This is a genomic window from Ensifer sp. LBL, from assembly GCF_050435225.1.
In the GTDB taxonomy this organism is placed as follows: Bacteria; Pseudomonadota; Alphaproteobacteria; order Rhizobiales; family Rhizobiaceae; genus Ensifer.
The window spans coordinates 560,932-583,896 of the sequence record NZ_JBNDJY010000004.1 but is presented as its reverse complement, the minus strand read 5'-3'; the positions used below and the strand labels follow the sequence as shown (position 1 = coordinate 583,896).

The 22,965-nt window shown below is 63.5% G+C and carries 24 protein-coding genes; 11 read left to right on the top strand and 13 right to left on the bottom strand.

Going from position 1 to position 22,965, the window contains the following annotated elements:
* Positions 1-51 precede the first annotated feature (51 nt).
* Entirely contained in the window at positions 52-873 is an 822-nt protein-coding gene (locus OKW20_RS18650; RefSeq protein WP_429174082.1) for a cyclase family protein, read from the top strand.
* A 196-nt stretch (positions 874-1,069) separates the two neighbouring features.
* On the opposite strand, the gene OKW20_RS18645 is transcribed toward OKW20_RS18650, so the two are convergent.
* Complete coding sequence (locus OKW20_RS18645) at positions 1,070-1,384, bottom strand: EthD family reductase (RefSeq protein ID WP_043621455.1); 315 nt, start codon at positions 1,382-1,384, stop codon at positions 1,070-1,072.
* A 371-nt stretch (positions 1,385-1,755) separates the two neighbouring features.
* Here OKW20_RS18645 and OKW20_RS18640 point away from each other — a divergent pair, with 371 nt between their 5' ends.
* Both OKW20_RS18640 and OKW20_RS18635 read left to right on the top strand, forming a co-directional pair.
* On the top strand, positions 1,756-2,163 hold the full coding sequence (locus OKW20_RS18640; RefSeq protein ID WP_429174081.1) for a carboxymuconolactone decarboxylase family protein: 408 nt from the start codon (positions 1,756-1,758) through the stop codon (positions 2,161-2,163).
* A 186-nt stretch (positions 2,164-2,349) separates the two neighbouring features.
* Complete coding sequence (locus tag OKW20_RS18635) at positions 2,350-4,815, top strand: ATP-dependent helicase (protein ID WP_429174546.1); 2,466 nt, start codon at positions 2,350-2,352, stop codon at positions 4,813-4,815.
* Between the two features lie 179 nt (positions 4,816-4,994).
* Here the strand turns inward: OKW20_RS18635 and OKW20_RS18630 are convergent, their stop codons facing one another.
* From OKW20_RS18630 to OKW20_RS18620, 3 genes are all read right to left on the bottom strand, one after another.
* On the bottom strand, positions 4,995-5,456 hold the full coding sequence (locus OKW20_RS18630; RefSeq protein WP_429174079.1) for an N-acetyltransferase family protein: 462 nt from the start codon (positions 5,454-5,456) through the stop codon (positions 4,995-4,997).
* 48 nt (positions 5,457-5,504) lie between these two features.
* Positions 5,505-6,140 (bottom strand): cysteine hydrolase family protein, encoded by a 636-nt coding sequence (locus OKW20_RS18625; RefSeq protein ID WP_429174077.1) that lies wholly within the window; start codon positions 6,138-6,140, stop codon positions 5,505-5,507.
* Between the two features lie 170 nt (positions 6,141-6,310).
* Positions 6,311-6,982, bottom strand: a complete 672-nt coding sequence (locus OKW20_RS18620) for a phosphoribosyltransferase (RefSeq protein ID WP_429174075.1) — start codon at positions 6,980-6,982, stop codon at positions 6,311-6,313.
* A 329-nt stretch (positions 6,983-7,311) separates the two neighbouring features.
* Between OKW20_RS18620 and OKW20_RS18615 the strand changes: the two genes are divergently transcribed.
* A complete protein-coding gene (locus tag OKW20_RS18615) occupies positions 7,312-8,556 on the top strand; it encodes a diguanylate cyclase (RefSeq protein ID WP_429174074.1) in 1,245 nt (414 codons plus the stop codon).
* A gap of 153 nt (positions 8,557-8,709) precedes the next feature.
* Positions 8,710-9,204, top strand: a complete 495-nt coding sequence (locus tag OKW20_RS18610; RefSeq protein WP_192446720.1) for a CreA family protein — start codon at positions 8,710-8,712, stop codon at positions 9,202-9,204.
* Between the two features lie 241 nt (positions 9,205-9,445).
* Here OKW20_RS18610 and OKW20_RS18605 read toward each other — a convergent pair whose 3' ends face one another.
* From OKW20_RS18605 to OKW20_RS18595, 3 genes are all read right to left on the bottom strand, one after another.
* Complete coding sequence (locus OKW20_RS18605; protein ID WP_043621430.1) at positions 9,446-9,748, bottom strand: hypothetical protein; 303 nt, start codon at positions 9,746-9,748, stop codon at positions 9,446-9,448.
* Between the two features lie 258 nt (positions 9,749-10,006).
* The gene (locus OKW20_RS18600; RefSeq protein ID WP_034792537.1) at positions 10,007-10,471 is read right to left on the bottom strand and encodes a chemotaxis protein CheW; all 465 of its coding nucleotides are present in this window, start codon (positions 10,469-10,471) and stop codon (positions 10,007-10,009) included.
* A 2-nt stretch (positions 10,472-10,473) separates the two neighbouring features.
* The gene (locus OKW20_RS18595; protein WP_429174073.1) at positions 10,474-12,573 is read right to left on the bottom strand and encodes a methyl-accepting chemotaxis protein; all 2,100 of its coding nucleotides are present in this window, start codon (positions 12,571-12,573) and stop codon (positions 10,474-10,476) included.
* Positions 12,574-12,943: 370 nt separating this feature from the next.
* On the opposite strand from OKW20_RS18595, the gene OKW20_RS18590 reads away from it, so the two are divergent.
* From OKW20_RS18590 to OKW20_RS18575, 4 genes are all read left to right on the top strand, one after another.
* Positions 12,944-13,102, top strand: coding sequence for a hypothetical protein (locus OKW20_RS18590; RefSeq protein ID WP_429174071.1), 159 nt, complete (start codon positions 12,944-12,946; stop codon positions 13,100-13,102).
* A 265-nt stretch (positions 13,103-13,367) separates the two neighbouring features.
* The gene (locus OKW20_RS18585; protein WP_043626551.1) at positions 13,368-13,967 is read left to right on the top strand and encodes an SCO family protein; all 600 of its coding nucleotides are present in this window, start codon (positions 13,368-13,370) and stop codon (positions 13,965-13,967) included.
* Positions 13,968-14,128: 161 nt separating this feature from the next.
* Entirely contained in the window at positions 14,129-15,004 is an 876-nt protein-coding gene (locus tag OKW20_RS18580; RefSeq protein WP_429174070.1) for a 50S ribosomal protein L11 methyltransferase, read from the top strand.
* Positions 15,005-15,761: 757 nt separating this feature from the next.
* Complete coding sequence (locus OKW20_RS18575; RefSeq protein WP_429174068.1) at positions 15,762-17,597, top strand: aminopeptidase P family protein; 1,836 nt, start codon at positions 15,762-15,764, stop codon at positions 17,595-17,597.
* Positions 17,598-17,682: 85 nt separating this feature from the next.
* On the opposite strand, the gene OKW20_RS18570 is transcribed toward OKW20_RS18575, so the two are convergent.
* The 4 genes from OKW20_RS18570 to panC all read right to left on the bottom strand — a co-directional run bounded on the left by OKW20_RS18570 (position 17,683) and on the right by panC (position 20,623).
* Complete coding sequence (locus OKW20_RS18570; RefSeq protein ID WP_104663095.1) at positions 17,683-17,997, bottom strand: AzlD family protein; 315 nt, start codon at positions 17,995-17,997, stop codon at positions 17,683-17,685.
* Positions 17,998-17,999: 2 nt separating this feature from the next.
* A complete protein-coding gene (locus tag OKW20_RS18565; protein ID WP_429174065.1) occupies positions 18,000-18,713 on the bottom strand; it encodes an AzlC family ABC transporter permease in 714 nt (237 codons plus the stop codon).
* Between the two features lie 211 nt (positions 18,714-18,924).
* Complete coding sequence (gene panB / locus OKW20_RS18560) at positions 18,925-19,746, bottom strand: 3-methyl-2-oxobutanoate hydroxymethyltransferase (RefSeq protein ID WP_429174063.1); 822 nt, start codon at positions 19,744-19,746, stop codon at positions 18,925-18,927.
* A gap of 1 nt (position 19,747) precedes the next feature.
* The gene (gene panC, locus OKW20_RS18555) at positions 19,748-20,623 is read right to left on the bottom strand and encodes a pantoate--beta-alanine ligase (protein ID WP_429174061.1); all 876 of its coding nucleotides are present in this window, start codon (positions 20,621-20,623) and stop codon (positions 19,748-19,750) included.
* A gap of 249 nt (positions 20,624-20,872) precedes the next feature.
* Here panC and OKW20_RS18550 point away from each other — a divergent pair, with 249 nt between their 5' ends.
* The gene (locus OKW20_RS18550; RefSeq protein ID WP_429174059.1) at positions 20,873-21,172 is read left to right on the top strand and encodes a hypothetical protein; all 300 of its coding nucleotides are present in this window, start codon (positions 20,873-20,875) and stop codon (positions 21,170-21,172) included.
* Between the two features lie 54 nt (positions 21,173-21,226).
* On the opposite strand, the gene OKW20_RS18545 is transcribed toward OKW20_RS18550, so the two are convergent.
* Complete coding sequence (locus tag OKW20_RS18545; protein WP_082005993.1) at positions 21,227-21,583, bottom strand: hypothetical protein; 357 nt, start codon at positions 21,581-21,583, stop codon at positions 21,227-21,229.
* A 324-nt stretch (positions 21,584-21,907) separates the two neighbouring features.
* On the opposite strand from OKW20_RS18545, the gene OKW20_RS18540 reads away from it, so the two are divergent.
* Positions 21,908-22,315: a VOC family protein gene (locus OKW20_RS18540; RefSeq protein WP_429174057.1), complete on the top strand. Its 408-nt coding sequence runs from the start codon at positions 21,908-21,910 to the stop codon at positions 22,313-22,315.
* A gap of 107 nt (positions 22,316-22,422) precedes the next feature.
* Here the strand turns inward: OKW20_RS18540 and OKW20_RS18535 are convergent, their stop codons facing one another.
* Positions 22,423-22,815, bottom strand: a complete 393-nt coding sequence (locus OKW20_RS18535; RefSeq protein WP_043615937.1) for a hypothetical protein — start codon at positions 22,813-22,815, stop codon at positions 22,423-22,425.
* Between the last annotated feature and the right edge of the window lie 150 nt (positions 22,816-22,965).

The following is a 22,965-nucleotide window of genomic DNA, read 5'->3' as shown; positions in this document are numbered from 1 at the left end:
CTTTCGGCCGGCTTTGCGCCTGTCTTCAGGCCTCTTGGGGGAGAGAAGTCGATGTGCGATGCCTGTGTCATGGAAACGGTGAAAGAGCGCATGCTCTCGCGCCGCAGCTTCTTCAAAGCAGCCGCGGTCGGGACCGCGGGCCTTGCCGCCGCAAGCGTGGGCGCGGCACCGCCGGCGCTCGCGCAGGGGCATTCAAGCGTCACCGACCTGACCCATGAATTGCACGAGGATTTCCCGACCTTCTTCGGCCAGCAGCAGTTCTTCCGCGAGGAGAAATTCAACTACGCCAAAGACAAGTTCAACATGTTCGAGCTGCGGGTGAACGAGCACACCGGCACCCATGTCGATGCGCCGCTGCACTTCTCAGCCGACGGTCTCTCCGTCGCCGAACTGCCCGTCGACAAGCTGGTGGTGCCGCTCGTGATCGTCGATATCAGAAAGAAAGCTGAGGCCGATGCCGATGCGCAGGTGACGCCCGACGATCTCAAGGCCTGGGTCTCAGCCAATGGCGAAATCCCCGAAAACGCCTGCGTCGCCATGCTGTCAGGCTGGAGCGCGCATATGGGCACGGACACGTTCCGCAATGCCGATGGCGCCGGCAAGCTGCATTTCCCCGGCTTTCACGTCGAGGCGGCCAAATATCTCCTCGAAGAGAGCAAGGCGGCCGGCATTGCCGTCGATACGCTCTCGCTCGACCACGGCCCCTCGCCCGATTTCGCCACCCATTACGCCTGGCTGCCGGAGGGTCGCTGGGGGCTGGAGGCAGCAGCCAATCTCGACAAGCTGCCGGTCAAGGGCGCAACCCTCATCCTCGGCGCACCGAAGCACCGCGGCGGCACCGGCGGCCCGGCCCGCGTCTTCGCGCTGGCCTAGCTCCCCGACCTATAGAGCACAACCAGGTTTTGGCTGAAGCGAGCCTGACGAGAGCAAGGTCGTTTACGCTTCGACGGCAACACATGTTCCCGATCGTCGACCAGTTCCGCACTGGCTGCGTCACCATGGATCATGGTGCGCCAACGCTACGCCGATCGCGGAAGGTCAACGGCGACGCCTGACGCGCCGAAGCACCCTACCCGCCAACGACTTCACTGATCTGCACGATGGGCGCGATGTCCGTATAGTTGGCGACATCGGCGGAGATCTCGGCGCGGTGCGGACCTAACGCCTCCTGGAATGTCTCGAGGCTCGGCGCGTAGACGTGGCACGCCGCGACGAACTGTGGCGCGCTTCCAGGCTCGCGCCCCGCAAGGCCCTTGTCGATCTCGTAGCGCAGGCAGGCATCGCCGAGCCGGTCCTGGAGCAAGGGCATGTGCGTGGTGCGGTAGTAGTCGTGGTCGAACTTCGTGCCGCCATCGGCCGGATAGTAGACGCTCATCTTGATCATGGTCGGGCTCCTGCCTGAACGCCGCTTCGAGCGTCCGAAGCTACTTCTAGGTCACCGACCTATGGAGCACAACCAGCTTTTGGCTGGAACACGTTTTACGAGAGCAAGGTTGTTTTCGGGCTTTTGCGGCCGCCGGGTCTTCATCGTCACGCAAAACGGCAACGCCTGTCAGGGCTCGAGCAAGGGCGTGCTGTTTACATCGGGCCCCTTGGCTCGAACAATCAACCCTGCACCGAAATCCCCAATTGAACGCATCGGCGACGGCTCCTCAAACGCAACGCTGGCAATCGCTGCAACGTCGGCTATCGTCGTCGCATCAAGCGACCGGCCAGCCCGCATGCCGCCACCAACGACAACAGCGAAGGAGCCCCATGAGCACCGTAACCCCGCCCCCAAATCCGGAAGCCGATCCGCGCGTCAAGGCCGTGTTCGACGACATCCGCGCCACCCGCAAGTCCGATTTCATCAACAATATGTGGCTGTGGCTCGCCTTCGACCCGGAGCTGCTGGAGCAGACCTGGCGCGATGTGAAGGCGGTGATGGCAACGCCGTCTGCGCTCGACCCGCTGGTCAAGGAGATGCTCTACATCGCCGTTTCCGTCACCAATGGCTGCGGTTACTGCGCCCATTCCCATACGGCGGCGGCAAAAGCCAAGGGCATGAGCGATGCCGAGCACGCCGATCTCCTGCGCGTGATCTCGCTTGCCGCCCGCACCAACCAGCTTGCGACCGCGTTGCAGGTGCCCGTCGATCCCGCTTTCGACAAGACGGCTGGCTGAAGCATGTCGCGCAAAAGTGTGAAGCGGTTTTGCGGCGACGACATGCGACAAACGAAACAGGCCCAAGAATAAGCGGTCTCGAAATCGCCTGTCTTTCCACAGGCTTGGTGCGGCTGGCGCAGAAAACGGAATAAAAGAAGAACATCCTTTCTGGCCTTTCCCCACCGAATCACTACATTGAGCCGCATGATGAGTGGTTTCGACGATATTCCCTTCTTCGACGAGGAGCCGGCGCCGCGCAAGCAGCAGCCCGCCCCCGCAGGTGTTCCGGCAACCGGCGGCATCGCCGCGCGCGCCATGGCGGCGCGTGATCGCGCTCAGCCGCGCCCGGATTATCTCCAAGGCCTCAACCCGGAACAGGCCGAAGCCGTCGAGACGCTGGACGGACCCGTGCTGGTGCTCGCAGGTGCCGGCACCGGCAAGACCCGGGTCTTGACCACGCGCATCGCCCATATCCTGACGACCGGCCGCGCCTTCCCCTCGCAGATGCTCGCGGTGACCTTCACCAACAAGGCGGCGCGCGAGATGAAGGAGCGCATCGGCGTGCTCGTCGGCCATGCGGTCGAAGGCATGCCCTGGCTCGGCACCTTCCACTCGATCGGCGTCAAGCTTCTGCGCCGCCACGCCGAACTCGTGGGCCTGCGCTCCGATTTCACCATTCTCGACACCGACGACGTGGTGCGGTTGATCAAGCAGTTGATCCAGGCCGAAGGCATCGACGACAAGCGCTGGCCGGCCAAGCAGTTCGCCGGCCTGATCGACGGCTGGAAGAACAAGGGCCTCGACCCCGCCCAGATCCCCGAGGGCGACGCCCGCGCCTTTGCTAACGGCAAGGGCCGCGAACTCTACGCCGCCTACCAGAACCGGCTCTTGACGCTGAACGCCTGCGACTTCGGCGATCTGCTGCTACACCCGATCCGCATCTTCCGTAATCATCCGGATGTGCTGAAGGACTATCACGACAAGTTCCGCTACATCCTCGTCGACGAGTACCAGGACACCAACACCGCCCAGTATATGTGGCTGCGGCTGCTCGCCCAGCGGCCGAAGGGCGTCCCGCAGAACGTCTGCTGCGTCGGCGACGACGACCAGTCGATCTATGGCTGGCGCGGCGCGGAGGTGGACAACATCCTGCGCTTCGAGAAGGATTTTCCGGGCGCCAAGGTGATCAAGCTCGAGCGCAACTATCGCTCGACCGAACATATCCTGGGTGCTGCCGGCCATCTGATCGCCCACAACGAGGGCCGCCTCGGCAAGACGCTCTTTACCGACCGAACCGACCCGGATGACGAGAAGGTGCAGGTGCATGCCGCCTGGGATTCGGAAGAGGAAGCCCGCGCCGTCGGCGAAGAAATCGAGCAGCTGCAGCGCAAGAGCCACAAGCTCAACGACATGGCGATCCTGGTGCGCGCTTCGTTCCAGATGCGCGAGTTCGAAGACCGCTTCGTCACCCTCGGCCTCAACTACCGCGTCATTGGCGGGCCTCGTTTCTATGAGCGCCTCGAAATCCGCGACGCCATGGCCTATTTCCGCCTCGTCTGCCAGCCGGCCGACGACCTCGCCTTCGAGCGCATCATCAACACGCCGAAGCGCGGCCTTGGCGACACCACGGTGCGCACCCTGCACGACTATGCCCGCGCCCGCGACGTGCCCATGCTGGCGGCCGCTTCAGAGATCATCGAGACCGACGAGCTGAAGCCGAAGGCTCGGAAAGCCCTGTTCGACGTCGTCACCGACTTCCGCCGCTGGCAGAGCCTGCTCGAGACCACCGTGCACACCGAGCTTGCCGAGCAGATCCTCGACGAGAGCGGCTATACGGCGATGTGGCAGAACGACAAGACGGCCGAAGCCCCCGGCAGGCTTGAAAACCTGAAGGAACTCATCCGCTCGATGGAAGCGTTCGAGAGCCTGCGCGGCTTCCTCGAACACGTCGCTCTGGTCATGGATGCCGAGCAGAACGAGAACCTCGACGCCGTCTCGATCATGACGCTGCACTCGGCCAAGGGTCTGGAGTTCGACACCGTCTTCCTGCCGGGTTGGGAGGAAGGCCTGTTTCCGCACCAGCGTGCGCTCGATGAAGGCGGCCGCTCGGGCCTCGAGGAAGAACGCCGCCTTGCCTATGTCGGCATCACCCGCGCCAAGCATCGCTGCCACATCTGGTTCGTCTCCAACCGCCGCATCCACGGCCTCTGGCAGTCGACCATGCCGTCACGCTTCCTCGAGGAGCTGCCGCTTGCCCATGTGGACGTGGCCGAAAACGAGCAGTCCTATGGCGGCTATGGTCGCGGCGGCTACGGCCAGTCGCGCTTCGACAAGGCCGACCCGTTCCAGAACAACTACTCGACGCCCGGCTGGAAGCGCGCGCAGCAAAACCGTTCCGACGCCACCCGCGACAACTGGGGCACCCGCTCCGGCCACGCGGTCGAACGCATCGGCTACGGCGAAAGCGGTCCGCGCGGCCGCACCATCGACGGCGAGCTGGTGGCGAAATCGACGGCCACCGAACCCTCGCGTTTCTCGGTCGGCGACCGCGTCTTCCACATGAAGTTCGGCAACGGCAACATCGCCGCGATCGAGGGCAACAAGCTCACCATCGACTTCGACCGCGCCGGCCAGAAGCGCGTGCTGGACGGGTTTGTCGAGAAGGCGTGAGTGAGTTTCGCCTGTTAGGACAGGTTGACGAGAAGACGATCTGGAGTGCCGGATTCCGATCCGGCATCTCCCGTACCGTTAAAGTCAATAGATCCCGGCTCCGGTTGATGGGAGCTCTTGCACTCGTGCGAACCCGGGACCGCGCACGTAGGGCGACGTGAGGAACCGCAAGGACAGCTTTAGACCGCCTTCCGGTACACCAGGAACCCCGACTTCTCCGCAACCTTGTCGTAAAGCGTCATCGCCGTCTCATTGGTTTCGTGCGTCATCCAGTAGACGCGCGGCGCGCCGACGGCGCGTGCTGCCTCGTAGACACCCTCGATCAGCGCCCGGCCGACGCCCTTGCCGCGCGCTTGCGCGTTGGTGAAGAGGTCCTGCAGGTAGCAGTTCGGCTGGATCATCGTCGTGCTGCGGTGGAAGAGATAGTGGGTCAGCCCGATCAGCCGCCCTTCGCTTTCGGCCACCAGCGCGTGAACGGGCTCGTAGGCATCGAAGAAGCGCGACCAGGTCATCGCAGTGATCGCCGGGTCGAGCGCCGTTTCGCCGGAGCGGCCGTAAAAGGCGTTGTAGCCGTCCCAGAGCGGCAGCCACTGCTCGTAGTCGGTGCGGGCGATCGGGCGGATGTGAAGGTTTTCGGTCATTGCAAGGTCCTGAAACGGGATGAAATCGAAGGAATAGCTGAAGCGGTGTTACCGTTTGGTCATTACCGCGGTGATTGTCTGAACGTCGGTCATGATCGCATCGCCCATGAAGGCGATGTTTTCCATCGCGCGTTCGCCGGCCTCGTCATGTCCTGCCCCGCAGGCGTCGCGAACGACGACGGGCACGAGGCCGAGGTCGGTGGCGTGCCGCACAGTCGGGTCGATGCCGATTTCCGTGGCGATGCCGCAGATGGCAAAGGACGTGAGACCGAGATCGCGCAGGATCATGGCGAGCGGCGTGCCCTCGAAGGCGGAAAACGTGATCTTGTCGAGGATCGCCTCGTCGTCGCGAGGGGCAAGTTCCGGCACCAGTTCGAAGCCCGGCGTGCCCCGCAGGAACCAGGGATGCACCACATCCGGATCATCGGTGCGCTGCCAGGCCATTGCCTGGCGCAGCTGGAAGGCGCCCATCAGCGGCTTCGGCATCGACAGATGCCTAAGAAAGATCACCGGAAACCCGCCGACCCGCGCCGCTTCCAGTACCTTCAGCACCTTGGACAGCACCGCCGGGCCGTTCTTGACCTGATTGGTAATCCCCACCTGCATGTCGTAGACGATGAGCGCCATTCGCTCGGGCCGGCAGAAATCCTCAAGCGTCTTTCCGATCTCCAGTTTCGCGGCCATGACATCTCCTCCGGGCGCCTCCTGCGGCGCCCCTCTCCCGGCAACATCGCGCGCCGGGAATGTGGCGCGGGAGAAGGAGGCTTGCAAGACGGTTTCGGCTGCCTCGCGCAACTATTCGGATGCCTGGCGAAAGTCGCGGCAGCCGCGGCCAAGCTTGCCCGGAACAGGGATCAATCGCGCTCGCTGCGCAGCCGCGCCTTCTCCATCAGCGCAATTACCTCCTCGTCCGCCGTCTGCTCGAAATTGCGATAGTAGAGCCCGACAGCACGGAAGGCGAAGGGTGTGGCGAGACAGACGATACGATCGACCTCGCTGCGCAATTCCGCGAGCTCACTTTTCGGCGCCACCGGAACGGCGAGCACGAGGCGCCCCGCCCCCATGCGCCGCAGCGCCTTGATCGCTGCGCGCACGGTGCCGCCGGTGGCGATACCGTCGTCGACGAGGATCACGTCGCGGTCTCGGGGCGACGTCGGCGCACGGTCGCCGAAATAGAGGGTTCGGCGGCGCAGGATCTCGGCGCGCTGGCGCTCGGTTTCTGCCTCCAGATAGCCTTTCGGCGGACGGACCAGCCGGATCGCCCGGCGGTTGAGCACCAGTTCCGGCTCCTCACCGTCCACCAGCGCGCCCAGGCCGAATTCTTCATGCCCCGGCGCACCGATCTTGCGCACAATCAGGATTTCCAAGGGCGCGGTGATATGGATGGCGACTTCATAGGCGACCGGCACGCCGCCGCGCGGCAGCGCCATCACGAGCGGGTCATCAAGGCGCTCGTCTTCGACCGCGCGCGCCAGCTGGCGCCCGGCATCCGCCCTGTCCTCGAAGAGCCACGTCGCCGTGAACATGTCGCCTCTCCCGGCTCGTTCTCCTGTTTCATCATCGGGCCTGAAAACAGGGGCGCAAATGCCCGGCCCGGGCGCAAATTACGCCACCTGAAGAGCATCAACCGGGCCTGTCCGCGCCGCCGCTCGCGCGCGCCTCATCGCCTGTCGGCGCGCCCTCTCCCGGTTGATCCGGCGCCGCTGTGAACAACCGGGCCAATCCCGGCCAATCGCTAAAATTGCAACGGATTTCGCCGGGTTTCGTTAAGGCGCCATCGCTACCAATTGGCGTCACATATCTGGCTGAGACGCAAGCCGCCTTTGTTGATTTTAGCACGACAGGCCGTTTCGAAATGAGCTTTCTCCCTGCCATATCGATCATCGCTCTTCTGGCGATGCTCCCTGTGCTGATTTCCCTGCGGGCCTCCATGGTCGAGGGAGGTACGGATTTCGCAGCCGCCTGCGCCATTGCAGCCGCGGCGACGCTGTTTCTGATGCTGTCCGAGATCCCGGCGCTGCGGCCGTTGTCACTGATCGGCATCGTCTTTCTCGTCGGCGCCTGTCTTTTCGTGCTCTCGGGCTTTCACCGGGCGCTCGGTGTCCTCCGGCCGATGTCGACGCCGCTGGTCGCTGCCGCGTCGATTTCGGCCGTGGTGCTGCTGATTGCCGCCTTCGGCCCGCAGAGCGCGACATTGCACGCACTGTCGGCCGTCGGCATTGCCGCCGCCTTCGTGCTGATCATCGCCGTCTGTTCGCAGCATCGGCGCGCAGCACCCGGGCCGATCGAGCACCTCTGCGTCATCGGTTGCGCCGCCATCGGCTGTTCCGCCCTGATCGCGGTCACGATTTTCTCGCCGGTTGCGCACGGCACCGCCGAAAGCCCGCTTGCGTCGGCCAGCTGGGACTTTGCCTGCGTCGTGCTTCGATATTTCTACCTGCCTGTGCTGTTCCTCGGCGTGATCCTGATGATCCAGAACCGGGTGATCACCGACCTGAAGAGCGCCATTGCCCGCGACGAGCTGACGGGCGCCCTGTCGCGCCGTGCCTTGCTCGACCTCGGACAACGGGCGCTGGCAGTGGGTTTTGCGCGCCAGAGACCCGTCACCTTCCTGCTGCTCGATCTCGACTATTTCAAGCAGATCAACGACCGCTACGGCCACGCGGTCGGCGACACGGCGCTCGGCCATTTCGCGGGCACCGTCGCCGCCTGTCTCGGCGGCCGCGGCACGCTCGGGCGCATCGGCGGCGAAGAGTTCGGCATCGTCCTGCCCAACCACTCGGAGGACGCCGCCTTTGCGGTGGCCGAGGAGATTGGCCGCACCGTGCGCGATACGCCGATCGGCCGCTTCGATCGCCCGATCCGGCTGACGGTGAGCATTGGCCTTGCCGAAGCAGAGCCCGGCGATACGATCAGCGACATCATGATCCGCGCCGACATGGCGCTCTACGACGCCAAGGCCGACGGCCGCGACCGCTGCACCATCGCCGGCCGCTTCCAGCCCGAGGCCAGCGCACGGGCGCTTGCCGCGGCAGCCGCGCAGATGCGGGCCGCCGAGACCCGAAACCTCGAGCCGCAGCTGCTTCGCGGCACCGCCTGAGCCGCCAGCGCCTTGTAAAGCGAACTGGCGAACCTATGTGAACCTCGCTGCCCGCGCGCACGTTTCTAAGGGCCCCTCCCGGTGAAAATACGCGCGAATTCATATCGATACGGCGCCCTTGCGAGAGACGCCAGGCGCTGCAGGAGGACATTCATGTCGCGTTCGCTTCGTGCGCTCTTTTTTGCCGGCCTTGCCATCGCCGCCGCCGCCCTGCCTGCCCGCGCCGAAACGGTGGGCGAAGTCGGGGTCGACTGGCTCGGCAACGACATCATGATCGATGCGGTCACCGACCCCAAGATCAAGGGCGTGACCTGCCATGTCACCTATTTCGACCGCAGCGTCATCGACCGGCTGAAGAACGGCAACTGGTTCGAGGATCCGTCCAACAATTCGATCGCCTGCCGGCAGACCGGCCCGATCGAAATCGGCGATATCGATCTTTCCAAGGAAGGCGAAGAAGTGTTTCGCGCCGGCTTGTCGCTCGTCTGGAAGAACCTGCTCGTCACGCGGATCTACGACCGCAAGAACGACACGCTAATCTATCTGGCGCATTCGCGCGAATTGACGGATGGCTCGGCGAAGATGTCGATCACCACCATTCCGCTCTACGGCCAGACGGTCAATTGGCAGAACGGCAAGCCGCAATAGGAGCGGCCCCTGCCGCCGGCATCGGCGCGCAAGGCGATCGGTCAAGGTTGAAAGCGCCTGCCCCTTCGCAGGCGCTTCCGAAACCTCTTCGGTGCGGAACAGGGAGAAGTCTGGGAGCAACCCGTTCCGCTTTCGTGCATGCCTGAAGTGCCGTGCGTTCGAGCGAACGCACTAGGACTTCCTGGCACATTCATTTCAAATCATCTGTCCGCTTCAAGCGTTTCCACTGGCGCGGGATAGTCTAGTAGGCCGTCGGCGGAACGATGCCCTGGTAGTAATCGCCATCGCCGCCCTGGTATTGGCCATAGGGATTGCGGTCGCGATAGACCGGGGTCGGTGCTGCAGTTCTGTTGATGCTGCCCGTCGACATCGTGTCAACCGAAGCGGTTGGCCGCTTCATCGGCGTCATCGTCTTGTGCGTGTTCATCGTTCCGGGAGGGTTGTTGACGTCGATGCCCGGATAGTAGCTATCGGCCAAAGCCGGTCCGGCGATGACCATCGTAACGGAGAGCACGGCGGCGAGTTTCCTGAGAGAGATTGTCATAGGTTCAACTCCTGTTTGCGAGACAGGCACCCGGCCTCCGTTCGGGCACCAGCAACAATCATAAGTTAGTACAAGTATCGTCGCCGGCCGCATGACGTTTTGTCACAATGGCATCCCCCAAGCGTGAAGTTCATTGCCGAAGTTTAACTTGACCGTATCGTTCCAGAACGGACGAAACCGGGCCGAAATCATGCCCAAACGCAAGAAAGCCCCGGCGCCGATGCGCCGGGGCTTTCTCAAGCGGCAAACAAGCTTGTCTCAGGCGGCCTGGGCCAGCTCGTCGGCGATGACCGTGTCGAGGTTGAGGAAGCAGACCATGGTCTTTTCGAGCGCGACGATGCCGCGGCAGAAGGCGCGCTGCGCTTCCGGGATGATCTCCGGCGCCGGCTGCAAAGCTTCGCTCTTGATCGTCATCATGTCCGAGACCTGCTCGACGAGCAGACCGACAAGCTTGCCGGCAATGTCGGTAACGATGATCGCCGAACGCTCCGACGGCTCGGTCATCTTCATGCCGAGGCGGGCCGCCATGTCGATGACCGGGATCACCGCGCCGCGCAGGTTGATGAGACCGAGCACGTAGGGCGGCGTGTGCGGCATCGGGGTCACCGGCGCCCAGCCGCGGATTTCGCGGATCGCCATGATATCGATGCAGAATTCCTGGTCGCCGAGGTGGAACGACACGATTTCGAGATAGGCGCCGGACTGCTTGATTGCGTTGCTCATGATCAGAATTCTTCCCAGTTCTCACCGGAGGCCGTCGTCGACGGCACCGAGCCCGGTTTGTTGCCGAATGCGCCCGCAAGCTTGCCCATCAGGGCCTTGGCGGGGGATGGAGTTGGAAACGAGGCCATTTTGGCCGCGCCGATCTTGCGCAGAGGCACCGCTTCGCTGGTGCCCTTGGCTGCCGGCCGCTGAACGGCCGAAACCGAAGGTGCGTTTGCCGGCACCGGCGCAGCGGTCCTTGCCGCCGGCGTCACGGGCGTCGGCGCCGCGGTCGGCATGGCGCGCCGCATCGTGTGCCCCTCGCGGAACTGGCCGACGAGGTCCGTCAGTCGCTCCGCGTCCTGCGCCAGTGTGTGGCTGGAGGCGTTGGTCTGCTCGACCATCGCTGCGTTCTGCTGCGTCATCTGGTCGAGCTGGCCGACGGCCGTGCTGATCTCGTTGAGGCCGGTCGACTGTTCGCGCGCCGCCATCACGATCGAGGTCATCAATTCGTTGATGCGCGCGACATCGGTGCCGATCCGCCCGAGCGCCTCGCCGGTCGCCTGCACCAGCTTGACGCCTGAGCCGACCTCGGTGCCGGAGCGGCTGACGAGTGCCTTGATGTCCTTGGCAGCACCGGCTGCCCGCTGCGCCAGCTCGCGCACTTCCTGCGCGACGACCGCAAAGCCCTTGCCGGCCTCACCTGCGCGCGCCGCCTCGACGCCGGCATTCAGCGCCAGAAGGTTGGTCTGGAAGGCGATCTCGTCGATGACGTTGATGATCTTGCCGATTTCGTTCGAGGCCCCCTCGATACGCGCCATGGCGGCGATCGCCTGGCCGACGATGCGGCCGGACTCCTCGGCATTGGTGCGGGTCTGGTCGACCATCTGGCTCGCCTCTTCGGCGCGCTGGGTCGCTGTGCGGACCGTCACGGTGATTTCGTCGAGTGCTGCCGAGGTCTGCTCCAGCGAGGCGGCCTGCCGCTCGGTGCGGCGCGCCAGGTCGTCGGCGGCCGTGCGCATCTGCCGGCCGTTGGATTCGATCGAGAGCGCATTGTCCTTGACGCTCGAAAGCACCACGCGCAGCCGCTCGACCGTCTGGTTGAAATTCTGCCGCAGCTGGTCGAGATTGCCGTCGAACGGCCGGTCGATGGCAACCGCGAGATCGCCGTCGGCAAGCTGCGTCAGCGCCCGGCCGAGAGTGTCGATCGCCGCCTGGATGCGGCGTACCGCCTCCTCGCGCTCGTGCTGCTGCTGTTCGCGTTCCTTCTCGATTTCGCGCCGGCTGTGTGCGGCACTCTGTTCGAGCGATTGCTTCTCGATCGCCGACAGGCGGAAGAGGTCGACGGAGCGCGCCATCGCGCCGATTTCGTCGCCACGGTCGAGTGCTTCCAGCTTGGTCGAAAGTTCGCCTTTCTGGATCCGCTGCATGCCGTCGCGCAAGGACAGAATGCCCCGCCTAAGCGTGCTGCCATGGAACCAGAGCAGGTAAAGCAGCGTCGCCATGGCAAGGAGGCCAGAGGCGAGCTGAAGCTGGAACGCCTGGTCGGAGGTGGCGCGCGCCTCGGCGACGCGCGTCTGAACCAGCGTCGCTGCCGCCTCGGAGAGATTGGCGAGCGCCTGAGCCACCCGTTCGCCGGCGCCGTCGATCGCATCGTCGATCTTGCCGAAGTCGTCGGCCGAAGCCTTGCCCTCGATCAGCGCCTTCAGGTCCGTGCCGATCGCCTGGCGCAGTTCGGCCACGTCGGCGTCAAAGGTCGAAAGCGCATCGCTTCGGCCGAGCAGACCGGCAAGCGCCTTGATATCGGTCGATTTCGTCTCGAGCAGCTTCAGGATCTCGGCGATGCTGGCGGCGCGCGCCGGCTGGATCGCGCCCTCCTCGCGGTCGATGATGCTGTCCATCGCATTGAGCACGAGATTGGTGGTCGCAAGCCGGACCTCGTCGACCGTGGTCAGCCCGTTCTGCGCGGCGAGCGCGCCTTGCAGGGCATCGTTGGCCTGGCGGCCCTCGTACCAGCCGACGCCGAGCACGGAGCCGAAACCGACGAAAGCGGCACCGGCAAGCGTTGCCAGCCGTTGGCTTACGGAAAGATTGCGCTTCAATGGGGAAGATGCGGCAGTCATAGACAGTCCATGCTCACGGACCCGGCGCGGGCCGGATCCTCCGTTAGGATCGATGCGGAAAACCGGGCTCGATCAAACCGGATGACCTCATGTCATGTCGGAGCACAACGCTCCCCCCGCGCTGGAAAAACACTGTCAAACAGACCTTAAACATTCGCTAAGGCGCCCCATAGATCCCCAGGGAAAACGCCTTATTTTCGAGTTTGCGCATATTTGCTGCAAGCGCCGGTTTTCCCGGCATTTAAGGGCACAATCCATCAGCGCGCCGGCCGCCGCTTTTCACCCCGGTCTGGTCGGGCCCGTGCAGAACCACGGCCCGTCGGCAAGCACGCCCGCTTCCCCTTGCCGCCCGAACTGCTATGATGACACCATGAACACGAAGACCGCGCGCTCGATCCGCCTTCCTCTCGCCGCGACCCTTGCGGCGGCGATCGCTGTCGTGCTGCTGCTCGCCTTCCGCGGCTGGATGGAGAACGGCGCCGAGATGTTCCTGGCGCTTGCCCAGTCCGGCCTTTCCTGGTGCCTCTAGCATGGACTAGCGTCGCCGAGATCGGACGCCGCCCCTGACCTTTAAGCTCTCCCCGGACAGTGTTGACGTGGGAGATTGCCACGGCCCCTTCTCCCCGTCATGATGGGGAGAACGTCGCGACAGCGGGCTGAGGGGCAGTTCCCGACCGCAACGCACCGCCACAACCTGCGGCAATTGTCCCATTTGCGCGGGGTCCGTGAAGGCGGTATCAAGGGCCGATCAACCGGACACGGCCGTCTTCGGCCCCAACACATCGGTAGCACGCATGAAAACCATCCGCATCGTCCTTTGGGCCGCCGTCGTCGTCATGGCGGGTATCCTGGGCTGGCTGACCTATGAAATGACCCAGTCGAAGCAGCAGGCGGCCTCCGGCCCCTTCGGCGTTCCCTTCACGCTGGTCGCCCAGGACGGCAAGGAAATCACCGAGAAGGCCTTCACCGGCAAGCCGACGGCGCTCTTCTTCGGCTTCACCCATTGCCCCGAGGTTTGCCCGACGACGCTGTTCGAACTGAACGGCTGGCTGGAAAAGGTCGATCCTGACGGCACCAAGCTGCAGGCCTATTTCATCACCGTCGATCCCGAGCGCGACACGCCGGAAATCCTCGGCCAGTACGTATCCAACGTCTCCAAGCGCATCACCGGCATTTCCGGCCCGGCCGACAAGGTCATGGAAATGGTCAAGGGCTTCCGCGTCTATGCCAAGAAGGTGCCGGTCGACGCCGCCAAGCCCGATGGCGACTACACGATGGACCACACCGCATCGGTATTCCTGCTCGACGCCAACGGCAAGTTCTCCGGCACGATCGCCTACGAGGAGAACCCGGAAACGGCGGTCAAGAAGCTGGAAAACCTGACCAAGGGCTGAGCCCTTCGATCCTGACCTGAAGATGCAAGCGCCGGCCCCGTCCGGCGCTTTGCCTTTGCAGGGCAATCGTGATAGCGCACAGCACACGATTGCCGACGCTCGAGCGCACCCCTTTCACGGCTTGGTGCGGGCGGCGGATTTGCCAGCCGAAGGACGGACCCTTGAGCGAGATCAGACTTTTCGTCACCACCACCGAGAAGCAGGCGGAAGCCGTGCTCGACCGCATGAGCGAGGTCTTCGGCGAAGAGGACTATGCCATCGGCACGACGGAAGTCGACGAGAAGCGCGACATCTGGGAAGCCTCGATCTATATGATGATGGTCGACGAGGAGAGCGTGAACGAACGTCTCACCGAGGCGCTTTCCGAAAACTTCGCCCATCTCCCGATCACCCGCGAAGTGCTGCCGGATATCGACTGGATCGCCAAGTCGCTCGAGGGTTTGGCGCCGGTGCGCGCCGGCCGCTTCGTCGTGCATGGCTCGCATGACCGCGACAAGGTCAAGACCGGCGAGATCGCCATCGAGATCGACGCCGGCCAGGCCTTCGGCACCGGCCACCACGGCACGACTGCCGGCTGCCTCGAAGTGCTGGCCACCGTCGCGCGCACCCGCACCGTTCGCAACGTGCTCGATCTTGGCACCGGCAGCGGCGTGCTCGCAATCGCCGCCTGGAAGCTGATGCACGTGCCGGTGCTTGCCACCGACATCGACCCGATCGCCACCCGCGTCGCCGAAGAAAACGCCCGGGTGAACGGCGTCGTTACCGGCATGACCTTTGCCACAGCCCCCGGCTTCCATTCGACGGCCTTCAGCACCAACGGCCCGTTCGATCTCATCATCGCCAACATCCTCGCCCGCCCCTTGATGAAGATGGCGCCGCAACTCGTCGCCAACCTTGCCCCCGGCGGCTCGGTGATCCTGTCCGGCATTCTCGCCGAACAGCGCTGGAAGGTGCTTGCCCACTACAACGGCCAGCACCTGCGCCACGTGCGCACCATCTGGCGCAACGGCTGGGTGACGATTCACCTGGAGAAGTGAGGCACGGGTCCGGCGGCGATTGAGGCTGCCCCTCATCCGCCCGGTGAGGGCTTGCCCCTCATCCGCCTGCCGGCACCTTCTCCCCGCAAGCGGGGCGAAGGGAGCTTTGCCGCACTCTTTCGCCCAGCCACATACGCCGGCCACGCGCCGGATCGATGTCAACTCATGCGCGAGCCGCGCTTAGGGCACGTCCCCTCGCCCCGCCTGCGGGGAGAGGGCTAGGGTGAGGGGCATTCTTTTGAATGCACGCTGCCCCACCAAATCAACCTGGGAAAAACGAAAAGGCCGCCTCGTCCTTCATGACGGGCGGCCTTTCGAAACTAAGGCGATGCCAGAGGCATCGCCTGCTGGTTGGCTTGTGGCCAACCATGCCCGCGAGCCTGAGGAGGAGGAGTGCTCGAGCGGGCGTCTACTGTTCCGAAGCTGACCACCCTTGAGGGAGGAGGAGAACAGAGTGACCAACTATTCTCGGAACCGCAGCTTTTTGAACCACCGGATGTTCGTCCGTGTTCGTTGAGGCGGCTTATAAACTATTATTCCGATAGAGAAAGAGTTTTCTGAGCATGGGTGCCATGCGCTGAGCGCATATGTATGGTAAATGGGCAATTGCTCTCTTATCGCAGCACAACTGCAGCTTTGCACGGACCGGGGATCAGGCCGCCCCGCAGGATATCGCCTCTTTCCTCCAAAGGGCCGTTTCCGCTAACATGGCCCATCTTTTCCCGCGGTTTGCCGCTCAATCTACCGGAATTCCCTCATGTTTCAGTCTTTTGAAGTCACCTCCACGCCGCAGTTCGGCAAGGAGCGCACCGAAGCCCTGCGCGCGTCCTTCGCGGCCCTCGGCATCGACGGCTTTCTCGTGCCGCGCGCCGACGAGTTCCAGGGCGAATACGTGCCGGCCTCGTCCGAGCGCCTGTCCTGGCTGACCGGCTTCACCGGTTCGGCCGGCGTCGCTCTCATCACGAAACGTGAAGCCGTCGTCTTCGTCGATGGCCGCTACGTCACCCAATTGAAGGAACAAGTCGATGGCGCCGTCTTTACCGGTGGCGACCTCATCGGCGAGCCACCGCATCTCTGGCTCGAAAACCATGGAACCAAGGGCTTCAAGCTCGGCATCGATCCCTGGGTTCACACCGGTGCGGAAGTCCGCCGGCTGGAAAAGGCGCTCGCCACCCTCGGCGGTTCGCTCGTCTTCCTCGATCACAACCCGCTCGACAGGATCTGGACGAACCGTCCGGCTGCCCCGCTCGGCAAGGTGACGATCCAGCCGATCGAGCATGCGGGCACGCTCGCCAAGGACAAGATCGCGACGATCGCAGCCGGCCTTTCCAAGGCGGGCGCCGAAGCCGTCGTGCTGACCGACCCCTCCTCCGTCGCCTGGACCTTCAACATCCGCGGGTCCGACGTACCGCACACGCCGCATCCGCTGGCTCGCGCCATCATCCACACCGACGGTCGCGCCGAGCTTTTCCTCGACAAGCGCAAGACCGGCATCGAGCAGGAAGCCTATCTCACCCAGATCGCCGAGATCGTCGCACCGTCGACCTTCGACGATCGCTTGGCCGCACTCGGCACTGCCGGCGCGTCTGTCATGATCGATCCGGACCTCGCGTCCTTTGCAATTTCTGAACTGATCCGCGCCAAGGGTGGCAAGATCGTCGAGGCGGTCGATCCCGCCCGCCTGCCCCGCGCCCAGAAGAACATGGCCGAAATCGAAGGCTCGACCCGCGCCCATCTGCAGGATGGCGCCGCCATGGTCGAGTTCCTCGCCTGGCTCGACGGCCAGCAGCCGGGCACGGTGACCGAGATCGCTGCCACCAACCAGCTGGAAGCGGCCCGCACGACTGTCGGCGAGCGCATGCAGAACCCGCTGAAGGACATCTCCTTCGACACGATCTCCGGCGCCGGCGCGCATGCGGCGATCATGCACTACCGCGTCAACACCGCCACCGACCAGGCGATCGAGGCGGGCACCATGTTCCTGATCGATTCCGGCGCGCAATACATCAACGGCACCACCGACATCACCCGCACGGTCGCCATCGGCGCGGTACCGGAGGAGCAGAAAGGCTTCTTCACCCTGGTGCTGAAGGGCATGATCGCGATCAGCACGGCGCGCTTCCCCAAGGGCTCGCGCGGCGTCGATCTCGATCCCTTGGCCCGTATCGCGCTCTGGAAGGCGGGCGCCGACTATGCCCACGGCACCGGCCACGGCGTCGGCTCCTATCTCTCGGTGCATGAAGGCCCGCAGCGCATCGCCCGTCTTTCGACGCAGGAACTGCTGGCCGGCATGATCCTCTCCAACGAACCCGGCTACTACCGCCCCGGCGCCTTCGGCATCCGCATCGAAAACCTCATCGTCGTGCAGCCGGCAACGATGGTCGACGGTGGCGACCTGCCGATGCTCGGCTTCGACACGATCACCTACTGCCCGATCGACCGCCGCCTGGTGCTGCCGGCGCTGTTGACCGACGAGGAACTCGCCTGGTTCAACGCCTATCACGCCGAGACGCGCGAAAAGCTGACGCCGCTGCTGGCGAGCGACGAGACCCGCGCCTGGCTGAAGGCCGCAACGGAAGCGCTCTCACGCTGAATCAGTCGCCGACCGACACAATAAAAAACGCCGCGCTCCTTGAGCGCGGCGTTTTTGCTTTCCCGATAACGGACGCTGATCGGCCCTACATCACCAGGTGGCGGATCACCATCACCACGACCCAGCCGATAACGAGCATGCGCAGCGTCGAGAGGTTCAGTCCGAGCGCGATGGCAAAGGCGATGAACATGGCGATCGTGACGTCGAGCCCGCCGTAGACGAAGGCCGGCGCCACGAGCGTGGTGAGAACGGCCGCCGGAACGGCGTTCAGCGCCGCCTCCAGCCGCGGCGGGATCTGCTTCATCTGGGTGATCAGGATGTAGCCGCCGACACGCGTCAGGAAGGTCGCAACGGCCGCCGCGATGATCAGATAGATGAGGTTCAGGTGTTGCGGATCCATCGTCATGCCCCCTTCTCGACAGCCGGCGCTGCAGCCTGTCCGCTTGGCGGCAGGATGGCGGCAAGCAAGATGCCGGCGAGCGCACCGATGCTGACATGCCAGGGCGAGCCGACGAAATGCATGCCGGCGACGGAAGCCAACCCCGAGACGATGACAATCGGCAGGAAGCGGTCGCGCTTGCGGAAGCCCATGACCAGGCCCATGAAATAGACCGGCAGCAGCACATCGAGGCCGATCGCCTTGGGATCGCCGATCATCTGCCCGAAGATTGCGCCGACGAGCGTGTTGATGATCCAGGGAACGTAGATGATCAGCCCGAAGCCGAGATACCAGGCAAAGGTGATCGGCAAGCCGCGCTCGCCGCGCTTCTCGGTCTCGGCATATTGCGGATCGACCAGCAGAAAGAAGGCGAGGAACTTCTGCCCGAAGGTGAAGTGCCGGACATATTTGGCGATCGAGGCCGAATAGAGCACATGGCGGAAGTTGACGGCAAAGACCGAGAGCACCACCAGCCAGGGCTGGACATGGTTGCCGAAGAGCTCGATGCCGACCATCTGGCTGGCGCCGGCATAGACGGTCGCGCTCATGAACACAGCATCGGCAATGGTAAAGCCGTTGTCGACCGCAAGCGCCCCGAACAGCGCGCCAAAGGGCGATGCTGCCAGCATGATGGGAAAGCCGCCGCGGACCCCTTCCCAGAATTCATCTTTTTTCATGGAAACCTCCGCCGGCCGGGGCGATGACGCGCCGCGCGGCCGGTGCCGGACTGATAGGCGCTTGCGCCCCCGGCAACAATTCAAATGCGCTGATACAATGATTGAATTTTATGATGCCTCGGCGAACGAGGCTTGAACAAAAGGCGCACCGATCAAGAAACCGGTACGCTTTGTCGCTTGGAACATGCGGCCGGCGCGGGCCAGCCGCCCCTTACTTCTTGACCTGGAACGTATGTTCGATGCCGGGGAACGTGCGCGCCTTCACCTCGTTCGCATACGCCTCGGCCGCCTTCGAGATCGCCGGCGCCAGTTCGGCGAAATGCTTGACGAAGCGCGGCTTGAAGTCGTTGAAAAGGCCGAGCATGTCGTCGGAGACGAGGATCTGGCCGTCACAGGCCGGCGATGCGCCGATACCGATCGTCGGCGAGCGCAGTTCGGCGGTAATCTCGCGGGCGACCGGCTCGACCGTGCCCTCGATGACGATGCCAAACGCGCCGGCATCGTCGATCGCCTTGGCGTCGCGGCGGATCTTTGCCACTTCCTTGTCGTTGCGGCCGACCGAACGATAACCGCCTGTGGTGTTGACGAGCTGCGGCATTAGGCCGACATGGCCAAGCACCGGAATGCCGCGGCTGACGAGGAATTCGACCGTCTCCGCCATCTCCGCGCCACCCTCGAGCTTCACCGCGCTGCAGCCGGTTTCCTTGAGGATCCGCGCGGCACTGCGGAACGCCTGCTCCTTCGATTCCTGGTAGGAGCCGAAGGGCATGTCGATGACGACGCAGGCCTGCTGCGACCCGCGCATGACCGCCTGGCCGTGGGCGATCATCATTTCCAGCGTCACGCCGACGGTGGTGTCGAGCCCATAGAGCACCATGCCAACGGAATCGCCGACCAGCAGGAAATCCACATGCGGATCGAGCAGCCGCGCAATCGGCGTCGTATAGGCCGTGAGGCTGACGATCGGGCGCTCGCCCTTCAGCGCTTCGATGTTGGCGGGGCTGAGCCGGCGCTTGGCGGTCTGCACGCTCATGTCAGGCAACCTTTGCAAATGATGCGGATTTCGGGGCGATCACACGGTTGTCGAGCAGCTTCGTCGTGCCGAAGCGGACGAAGAGAAGCAGCAGCACCGGCTGGTCGCCGATCGTTTCGATCGTCTCGAGCGTCTCGGGATCGCGGACAGCCACGACCTCGGGCTTCGCCAGCGGCTCGCTCGCAAGGAAGGCGGTCACGGCCTTTTCGAGTGCCGCGACATCGTAGACGCCGGATGCGACGAGACGAGACGCCTCATCGAGCGCCTTCGGCACGATCGCCGCCGCACGCCGCTCTTCCGCCGTCAGATAGACATTGCGCGACGAGCAGGCCAGCCCGTCGGCCTCGCGCACCGTCGGCACGCCGATGACGGTCACCGGCTGGGCCAGGTCTTCCACCATGCGGCGGATGATCTGCAACTGCTGGAAATCCTTCTCGCCGAAGTAGGCGCGATCGGGCCCGACGATGTTGAAGAGCTTGGTGACGACTGTGGCGACACCGGCGAAATGGCCCGGACGCACCGATCCCTCGAGCTCGCTGCCGAGCGTCGGCACGTCGACCACCGTCTCCATCGGCCGCGGATACATGTCGGCAACACCCGGCGCAAACAGATAGTCGACGCTGCCCGCTTCGAGCATCGCCTGGTCGCGAGCGAGATCGCGCGGATACTTGGAAAGGTCTTCGTTGGCGCCGAACTGCAGCGGATTGACGAAGATGCTGGCAACGACGATGTCGTTTTCCTCGCGGGCCCGGCGCATCAGCTCCATATGGCCGACATGCAGGTAGCCCATGGTCGGCACGAAGCCGACGGTCTTGCCTGCGCGGCGATGTTCCGCAAGCGCTGCACGCAGCTCGGCGATGGTGGTGAAAGTCTTCATCTCCGGACCCTCCAATCCGCGCCGGCGCCCTGCCCTTTGGGGTGCTGGCGCGCTGCCTTCGGAGATGGCCGCGACCTGCTCCACGAAAAGGCATTTGCATAAAATTCGGCTGCAATCCTCTATCTTGTGCAGCGCAAAAAAACAATCGGATTGATGACAGGTTGATGACGCGCGGCCGCGCTTGACTTCCACCGACAGCCTGTCACGGTTGGCCATCGATGCCACCTGCAACCCACGCTGGAGAGCGAGATGAAACCCTGCCTGCGCCTTCTCAGCCTTCTTGTCCCGACGCTTGCCTTCGCCGCGGCCGCCGAAGCCAAAATCCCGCTCGTCAACGCCACCTGCCCCGGCAAGATCGAGGTCCATGCCGACGAAGGCGGCCCGATCTACATCAATGGCAAGGAAGCCAAGCTGAAAGTGTTCAACGAGAACTACTACGAGGCCAAGGGCGCCGGCATTACCATCTCGCTCAGCATCAATCCCGACGGCTCGCCGAGCGTGTCCTACACCGGCAAGGGCGGCGCCAATGGTGTGTGCACTGTGAAGTAGGAGAATGCCTTGGCTGGTGTTCTTCGCCGACCTCCGGCGCGGACAAACTGCCGTTCAATCGAAGTCGAATACAGCACCGTGGGCTCGCCCGCCGATCTCTTCGGAGCGATGCCAGCCGAGCCAGATCGGCTCCGAGATAGAGCCGTTGCGGATCAATGCAGCGAGTATCCGTTCGGCGAGCCTTTCTGGCTGCGGAACGAGTTTCCGATCATTGATGAAACAATCGAGCCGGGTGTGTTTATGGAAGCCCTCCGCAGCTATACGAGGGCGCGAAGCAAAGAACCGAGCCACCGGTGTCGCGAGCGAGCCGCCACGCGCATTGACGAGCCGATGAAAAACTTCCCCTTCGCGAAACGAAGCGCCTTCATCGCATTCCGCATAGAATTCAGGTGACAGTTCTAGCTGGGCCATGCAACCTCGTGCAGCTCAAGGCATTTTTTTTGCGATCATCGCGATTTCCCGGATAAAGGTCGCGACGCGCACATTTTCAACCAACTTTGCCTTAGCCCGGATCGCTTGAATACCTCAAGCTGCACCCCACATCAGCCCGGCTCAAAAAAATCTTTGAGCCGGTGTCGGGATCGTCGTCCGGCATACGTCCTTAGGACAATTCCAGGAGGCCATGGATCGGTCCTTCGTCCGGAGTTGAGAATTTTCAAAGAGTTGGGCCTTTTCACGGATGGTGTGGAGTGGCCTGACGCCCCAAAACACAAAATCCATTCCAAGGAGCATTTCATGCGCATGATTTTCGTAAACCTGCCGGTCAAGGATCTGAAGGCCTCGCGCGCATTCTTCGCCGCCCTCGGCTATACCTTCAACGAGCAGTTCTCCGACGACACCGCCGCCTGCACGGTGATCTCGGACAATATTTTCGTCATGCTTTTGACCGAGCCGAAGTTCCGCGACTTCATCACCGGCGAGATCAGCGACACCCGCAAGGGCACCGAGGTCATCACCGCCCTTTCCGCCGGCAGCCGCGCCGAATGCGACGACGTGCTCGCCAAGGCCCTTGCCGCCGGCGCCAAGCCCTGGAAGCCGGCGATCGACTACGGCTTCATGTACGGCATCTCCTTCCAGGACCTCGACGGCCACGTCTGGGAATACATGTGGATGGATCAGGAAGCAGCCCAGCAGCAGGGCTGATCACGACATCAGCGCAGCAAAAGACCGCCCGGCATGCCGGGCGGTCTTTTTGCACCGCGTGTCCGGCAGCGCGCAGCCATTACGATGCGCGCTGTCCGTTGGAAGGTTTACCCGATGGTTGAGACGGCGTGCACCTTCATGTCGTCGCGCACTTCATAGAACTTGTTCCCTTCAATGTAGATGGTGAAGCAAGTCGGCTTCTCACCTTTCCCGTTCGAGCAAGCCTTGTCGTCCTTGAAGGTCAGCTTGGTCTTCACGCCGAACGTTTTTCCGTCGACCTTGGCCTTGCCCGTTATCGTCCCCTTCTTCCAGTTCCAGACCAAATCTGCGGTCACGGGCTTGTCGAAATCGTAGACCTCGACTTTGACGGGTTTGCCGTCGGCAAAGGCCTTGAACTCGTCCATCGTGACCTTCTTGGCACCTGCCGGAAGGTCGAGGGCGTAAGCATTAATGCCTGATAGTAGGAACGCCAAAGCGATGCCTGAAAGTATCTTTCTCATCGTGGTCTCCCCATCATTTAAAGAAGTGACCACTAATATACAATGGAACCGGTTGCGGCGGCAACGAGGCACACGTTCACGTTTTCAGCGCAAAGCCACCACCACCACCGACTGAACCGGGCTCGGCGCCCTTCGAGACGCTGCAAACTC